This window comes from Pseudomonas sp. P4_C3 (assembly GCF_056402075.1).
In genome coordinates, this window is the sequence record NZ_JBFUIC010000048.1 from 22,307 (window position 1) to 29,113 (window position 6,807).

Here is a 6,807-nt window from a genome sequence, read left to right on the forward strand (position 1 = left end):
GATGGCGCTGCATTTTCATCGAGGCAGGCCCTTCATGAGTTCAGTCGAAACCGACAGCGACGTTTATAAAACCCTGCTTGAGTCGACCCGGGCGATTCCCTGGCGCATCGACTGGAAAACCATGACCTTCAGCTACATCGGGCCGCAGATCGAGCAATTGCTCGGCTGGAAACAGGACAGCTGGCTTTCGGTCAATGACTGGATCGAGCGCATGCATCCGGATGACCGCGACTATGTGATGGACTTCTGCGTCTCGCAATCGCGCGCCGGTATCGATCACGAAGCCGACTATCGCGCACTCACCGAAAGCGGCGGGTACGTGTGGATCCGCGATGTGGTGCACGTGGTGCGCAAGGACGGCGAAGTCGAGGCGCTGGTGGGTTTCATGTTCGACATCAGCGAGCGCAAGAAAACCGAAGAACACCTGATCCGCCTGCAAAAACAACTCGAAGAGTATTCCTTCCAGGACGGCCTGACCGGCATCGCCAACCGGCGCATGTTCGACACCGTGCTGGAGCGCGAGTGGAACCACGCCCAGCGCACCGGTTTGCCATTGTCGGTGATCGTGCTGGATATCGATTACTTCAAGCAGTACAACGACCATTACGGCCACATCAAGGGCGATGAATGCCTGCGCCGCGTCGCGCAAACCTTGTCCCTGGCGGCCAATCGGCCACGGGATTTCATCGCGCGGATCGGTGGTGAAGAATTCGTCTGGCTGCTGCCGGAAACCGATGCCGAATCCGCCAGGCTGGTGGCGCACAAGTGCCTGCACCTGATTCGCCAGCAGCAGATTCCCCATGAGTTTTCCGGGGTGTCGAACCTGCTGAGCGTCAGCCTCGGTGTCGGCACCACCGGTGTTTCGGTGCATGCGACGGCGCTGGAGTTCGTCGGACAGGTCGATCTGTTGCTCTACAAGGCCAAGCACAATGGTCGGATGCGCGCCGAGTTCGCTGATTTTCGTGATTGACAAACGGCGCTCCGGGTTTTAAAACTGGGCGCCTCACTCAGGGTGTAAGCAAGTATGTCCGCAACCTTCAACCTCAACACTTCCGTCATTGGCTTGATTGCCAAGGCGCAAGGTTGCGTTGCGCACGCCCTCAAATCGAAGAAACAGTCGCTCATGTGACCGGGGCGCGCTGTCCCGTCAGATGAGCTGACAGGACATTGAGCGCGACGGACCACCCTCCCCTTGCTTACTCTCCTTCCACGCTCCTGACGGTGACGAAATCGGTCAACCATCAGGAGAAAGTGCATGTCAGCGTTTCAAGGTATCTGGGTTCCACTGGTCACACCGTTCCACAACGGCGCCATCGATTTCGTCGGTTTGCGCCGGCTGGTCAACCATCTGCTGGAAAAAGGTGTCGACGGCCTCATCGTTTGCGGCACCACCGGCGAACCGGCGGCGATGGGCAAACATGAGCAACTGGCGGTGCTCGATGCGGTGCTGGAGCTGGTGCCGGCGCAGCGGGTGGTCATGGGCCTGGCCGGTAACAACCTGATCGAGTTGTTGCAGTTCCAGAGCGAGATCCTCAAGCGCCCGGTGGCTGGCCTGCTGGTGCCGGCGCCGTATTACATCCGCCCCTCCCAGGCGGGCCTCGAAGCGTTTTTCCGCACGGTCGCCGATGCCTCCAGCGTTCCGCTGATTCTCTACGACATCCCTTACCGTACCGGCGTTGCCTTCGAACAGGCGACCCTGCTCAACATCGTCACCCACGAGCGCATCGTCGCCATCAAGGATTGCGGCGGTAATTTTTTGAACACCCTCGCCTTGCTCAACAGCGGCCATGTCGACGTGCTGTGCGGCGAAGACAACCAGATCTTCAATGCCCTGTGCCTGGGCGCCAAAGGTGCGATTGCCGCATCGGCGCATGTCCATCCCGAACTGTTCGTGCAGTTGCACCGGCAGATCCGCGACAACCAATTGGCTGAAGGCCGCGCCACGTTTTTCCGTTTGCTGCCGCTGATCAACAGCCTGTTCCTGGAGCCCAACCCGGCCCCGGTGAAAACCGCGCTGGCCCTGGAAGGCTTGATCGGTGACGAACTGCGCGCACCGATGCAACGCAGTAGTGAATCGATGACTGAGCGTTTGAAGGGCGTGCTAAGGGCGTTGGATCGCGACAATCGATAGAGCGCCCGCCACCGGCCCGAGTACCATGGAGCGATTCGTTCAGCCTTCAGGGGCACCGACATGCTGTACCGAATCGCCGCCGATGGACTGATGCTGTTTCACCTGTTGTTCATTGTGTTTGTGTTGTTCGGCGGGTTGCTGGTGCTCAAATGGCGCCACCTGATCTGGTGGCATCCGCCCGCTGCGCTGTGGGGTATGGCGGTGGAATTCTTCCACCTGCCCTGCCCGCTGACCGACTGGGAAAACCGCATGCGTCATGGGGCCGGGCAAACCGGCTATGGCGGTGGATTCATCGAGCATTACATTTGGCCGGTGATTTACCCGGCCGGGCTGACACCCGGCATTCAGTTGGGATTGGGCGCCGTGGTGTTGCTGATCAACGTGCTGATCTATCTTCGGTTGATCAAGCGATGGGCAGCCTGAATCTTCAACCTGCCTGACGGTCGCGCCCTGGCCATCCGACTGGTTCAAGGAACGGATCGGGTTGCCTGACGCCCGACGCTCAATTGGCAATCACGCTCATGTTCCGCCCACTGGCCTTGGCCACGTACAGCGCCTTGTCTGCCGCACCGATCAGGTCTTCGGGACGGACCTGGGAATCGGCATTGCTGGCACACACGCCGACGCTGACGGTCACGGTGCCTTGCGGGCTGTCGCTGTGGGCAATGTCGGCCTGTAGCACCGCGCGGCGGATTTTCTCCGCCACCAGAAATGCCCCCACGTAATCGGAGCCAGGCAGCACCACGGCGAACTCTTCGCCACCATAACGGGCGGCCAGGTCACCGGGGCGCTTGATGTTGTCCGTGATGATCGCGCTGACCTTGCGCAAACACTCATCACCGGCCAGGTGGCCGTAGCGGTCGTTGAACGGTTTGAAATGATCGACATCGATCATCAGCAGCGCCAACTCGGCCTGGCTGCGTCGGGCGCGCCCCATTTCGGCATCGATGAAAGCGTCGAGCTGACGCCGGTTGGCCAGCCCCGTCAGCGCGTCCTTGAGGGCCAGGCCCTCGAGGTTGCGATTGACCTCCAGGAGCTTGTCCTGGGTGTCCAGCAACTCGACCTGCACCAGATTCTGCTGCTTCATCAGCTTGATAAGCCGCAACCCCAGCACCCCGAGAAAACTCAGCAACAGCGTGACGATGCAGACGCTGAGCAGGGTTTCCCGGCGCCAACTGGCCAGCACTTCATCCTTGTTCAGCGCGGTAAAAACGATCAGCGGATAACCCTCGACCCGGCGGTACCCCGTCACCCGCTCGACACCGTCGACAATCGACCTGATCGTGGCCATGCCCCCGTCGCCCTTGGGCAACAACTGGGTGAACAATGGGCTCTTGGCGAGGCTGGTGCCGATATCCGTCTCCTTGAAGGGTCTGCGGATGACAATGCTGGCATTGTCGGCGATCAGGTTGATCACCCCGTTACTGCCCATGTCGATGCTGTCGTAGAGTTGCAGGAAATGGCTGAGGTAAATCGACGCCAGCGCCACGCCGGCAAAGCTGCCATCGGGATGATTGACCCGGCGCGAAACCGTCATGATCCATTCACCGCTCGAACGGCTCTTGATCGAYGGCCCGATGTGCGGCCCACGGCTGGGATTATCGCGATGGAAGATGAAGTATTCGCGGTCGGAATTGTTGACGCCGGTCTGGCCGGCGCCATTGGAGTTGGCGATCCACTGCCCTTTTTCGTCGTAAACGAACAGGCCGTGGAGCTGGCTCAACTCACGGCGCTGGACGTTGAGCAGTTGTGGCAGCCGGGATTGATCCACACCTTCGTGCTCCAGCCGATCGACCAGGGTGAACAGCAGCGTGTCGGCCTGCTTGATCGTTGCCTGCGCTTGCGAGGCCAGGGTCTGCGCAAGGTTGGACATCGCCACTTCCTTGTCATGCAGCAGGTACTGGCGTGAACTCCAGACCTCCCAGATCACGATAGCCATCATCGACAGGCACACCGCCGCCAGCAGGATCACCGCCGAACGGACTTTGAGTCGGGGCACGGCTGGCCGGAGCATTTCAATATGATCGTTGATCGACGGATGTCGCATGGTGCTCCCTGATTGTCTGTGACAGGGCGAGTCTTCCTGATCGCCGCTTTTGCTCACTATGCCTGCTACAGGCTCGCAATGATGTTAGCGCGCCGCCTGCTTTACCGCCTCCAGCCACGCCGGATCCAGGCGCGTCTGCCCGGTATCGATGCCCAGCGCTTGCATCCGTTCCTTGTGCTGATCCATTTCGCGGATCAACTGGCCGTGGTCGCTGGAGTTGCCATCGAGCTGATGCATCTGGTTCAACCCCAAATGGTAGAAACGCAACAGCTTCATGGCAACCGGATCACCCTGTTCCACGGCCGCCGTTACATGATGCATGACATTGGTGATGCTCATCAGGCTGCGCTTGAGTTGCCAACTATAGACCGCCGGCGCCATCCATTCCTGGCGCCAGAACACTTTGCGCATCAGCGCCGCCATCGCCAGCACCGCAACAAACACGCCACCGACGTTGAAGGGCAGATTATCGCCCCCAGCCTCGCCGAACAGAGCCACCGCCGCCGTGGACAGAATCATCGCCAGCGCCAGAAAGATCAGGGCAATGATGACCGTGCTGCGCCGCGTCTGTTGCCGGTAGGTGTCGGCGTTCATCGGCTGGATTTCGAACATTGCGTCGGGTTTCCTGAGCTTCAATGGTAAAAAGGGGTCCGGGACAAAAAGACAGCGGGCCATTATCACCTCTGCGAGGGATTTAGCTATGCTGGGGGTCCTTTTCATCTTTTCATCGTCAAGCGAGGGACGTGGCGAGACCACACAGTTCGTGCCATCTTCTTTCATGAATACACATTATTCGGATGCCATTCGTGGTTGCTGTATGAATGACATCGTTTTAAGGATCATTGAATGACCCAACGCCAAGTTATCAACGCCTCCGTCAGCCCCAAAGGCAGCCTGGAAACGCTCTCGCAACGGGAAGTCCAGCAATTGAGCGAAGCCGGTTCCGGCAGCACCTACACCCTCTTCCGCCAGTGCGCCCTGGCCATCCTCAACACTGGCGCCCATGTCGACAACGCCAAGACCATTCTTGAAGCCTATAAAGATTTTGAGATCCGCATTCACCAACAGGACCGCGGCGTACGCCTGGAACTGCTGAACGCTCCGGCCGACGCCTTCGTTGACGGCGAAATGATCGCCAGCACCCGCGAAATGCTGTTCAGCGCCCTGCGTGACATCGTCTACACCGAAAACGAACTCGACAGCCAACGCATCGACCTGAGCAGCTCCCAGGGCATCAGCGACTACGTCTTCCACCTGCTGCGCAACGCCCGCACCCTGCGTCCCGGCGTCGAGCCGAAGATCGTGGTGTGCTGGGGCGGGCACTCGATCAACACCGAAGAATACAAATACACCAAGAAAGTCGGCCATGAACTGGGCCTGCGCAGCCTGGACATCTGCACCGGTTGCGGCCCCGGCGTGATGAAAGGCCCGATGAAAGGCGCGACCATCGCCCACGCCAAGCAACGCATCCACGGCGGCCGCTACCTGGGCCTGACTGAACCCGGAATCATCGCCGCCGAAGCGCCGAACCCGATCGTCAACGAACTGGTGATCCTGCCGGACATCGAAAAACGCCTGGAAGCCTTCGTCCGCGTCGGCCACGGCATCATCATCTTCCCGGGCGGCGCCGGGACGGCCGAGGAGTTCCTGTACCTGCTCGGCATCCTGATGCACCCGGGCAATGAAGGCCTGCCCTTCCCGGTCATCCTCACAGGGCCGAAACATGCCGCGCCGTACCTGGAACAACTGGACGCGTTCGTCGGCGCCACCCTGGGCGACGCCGCCAAGCTGCACTACCAGATCATCATCGATGACCCGGCCGAAGTGGCCCGCCAGATGACCCAGGGCCTCAAGGCGGTCAAGCAGTTCCGTCGCGAGCGCAACGATGCGTTTCACTTCAACTGGCTGTTGAAAATCGACGAAGGCTTCCAGCGCCCGTTCGACCCGACCCACGAAAACATGGCCAACCTGAAGCTGAGCCTCGACCTGCCGTCCCACGAACTGGCGGCCAACCTGCGCCGCGCGTTCTCCGGCATCGTCGCCGGCAACGTCAAGGACAAGGGCATCCGCCTGATCGAAGAGCACGGGCCCTACCAGATCCGTGGCGACGCCGCGATCATGCAGCCGCTGGACCTGCTGCTCAAAGCCTTCGTCGCCCAGCACCGCATGAAACTGCCGGGTGGGGCGGCGTATGTGCCGTGTTATCGCGTGGTGGCGTAGCCAATCTGGTCCACACGCTGTGGTGAGGGGAGCTTGCCCTCTCACCACAATGGATCACCACATCCTGACAAACACAAATTCCTGTGGCGAGGGAGCAAGCTCCCTCGCCACATTGGTGGTGTGAGCCAGAGGACTATTCGTCGGCTGTCGGACCGTCATCGCGAGCAAGCTCGCTCCCACAGGGACCGGGGACATCCGTAAAACTCTGGTCGGCTATCAGGCCGCCATCGCGAGCAGTCTCGCTCCCACAGTTGGGCCGGGTACATGTGAAAGAGCTTGGTCGGCTGTCAGGCCGCCTTCGCGGGCAAGCCAGCTCCCACAGAAAAACAAAGGCAGTTCGGCGTACACCCACGCTCCTCACCACTCATCAGGCCGAGCGTTAGCTCGCCTGCAGCTCTTGATCTTGATC

At 60.3% G+C, this 6,807-nt stretch carries 6 protein-coding genes; 4 read left to right on the forward strand and 2 right to left on the reverse strand.

Annotated features, from left to right (window positions below):
- Positions 1 to 34: 34 nt before the first annotated feature.
- From AC1DVH_RS11365 to AC1DVH_RS11375, 3 genes are all read left to right on the forward strand, one after another.
- Complete coding sequence (locus AC1DVH_RS11365; protein WP_477753876.1) at positions 35 to 970, forward strand: GGDEF domain-containing protein; 936 nt, start codon at positions 35 to 37, stop codon at positions 968 to 970.
- A 285-nt stretch (positions 971 to 1,255) separates the two neighbouring features.
- Positions 1,256 to 2,131: a 4-hydroxy-tetrahydrodipicolinate synthase gene (gene dapA / locus AC1DVH_RS11370; protein WP_477753877.1), complete on the forward strand. Its 876-nt coding sequence runs from the start codon at positions 1,256 to 1,258 to the stop codon at positions 2,129 to 2,131.
- A gap of 60 nt (positions 2,132 to 2,191) precedes the next feature.
- Positions 2,192 to 2,554, forward strand: a complete 363-nt coding sequence (locus AC1DVH_RS11375) for a DUF2784 domain-containing protein (protein WP_477753878.1) — start codon at positions 2,192 to 2,194, stop codon at positions 2,552 to 2,554.
- 79 nt (positions 2,555 to 2,633) lie between these two features.
- On the opposite strand, the gene AC1DVH_RS11380 is transcribed toward AC1DVH_RS11375, so the two are convergent.
- Positions 2,634 to 4,178, reverse strand: a complete 1,545-nt coding sequence (locus AC1DVH_RS11380) for a sensor domain-containing diguanylate cyclase (protein WP_477753879.1) — start codon at positions 4,176 to 4,178, stop codon at positions 2,634 to 2,636.
- Positions 4,179 to 4,262: 84 nt separating this feature from the next.
- Entirely contained in the window at positions 4,263 to 4,790 is a 528-nt protein-coding gene (locus AC1DVH_RS11385; protein ID WP_477753880.1) for a DUF3087 family protein, read from the reverse strand.
- A 234-nt stretch (positions 4,791 to 5,024) separates the two neighbouring features.
- Here AC1DVH_RS11385 and ppnN point away from each other — a divergent pair, with 234 nt between their 5' ends.
- Positions 5,025 to 6,398: a nucleotide 5'-monophosphate nucleosidase PpnN gene (gene ppnN, locus AC1DVH_RS11390; RefSeq protein WP_477753881.1), complete on the forward strand. Its 1,374-nt coding sequence runs from the start codon at positions 5,025 to 5,027 to the stop codon at positions 6,396 to 6,398.
- The last annotated feature ends 409 nt before the right edge of the window (positions 6,399 to 6,807 follow it).

Excerpts from the sequence above, each read along its gene's own strand:
- AC1DVH_RS11365 (WP_477753876.1), top strand. The coding sequence starts at position 35 with ATGAGTTCAGTCGAAACCGACAGCGACGTTTATAAAACCCTGCTTGAG.
- dapA (WP_477753877.1), top strand. The coding sequence starts at position 1,256 with ATGTCAGCGTTTCAAGGTATCTGGGTTCCACTGGTCACACCGTTCCAC.
- AC1DVH_RS11375 (WP_477753878.1), top strand. The coding sequence starts at position 2,192 with ATGCTGTACCGAATCGCCGCCGATGGACTGATGCTGTTTCACCTGTTG.
- AC1DVH_RS11385 (WP_477753880.1), bottom strand. The coding sequence starts at position 4,790 with ATGTTCGAAATCCAGCCGATGAACGCCGACACCTACCGGCAACAGACG.
- ppnN (WP_477753881.1), top strand. The coding sequence starts at position 5,025 with ATGACCCAACGCCAAGTTATCAACGCCTCCGTCAGCCCCAAAGGCAGC.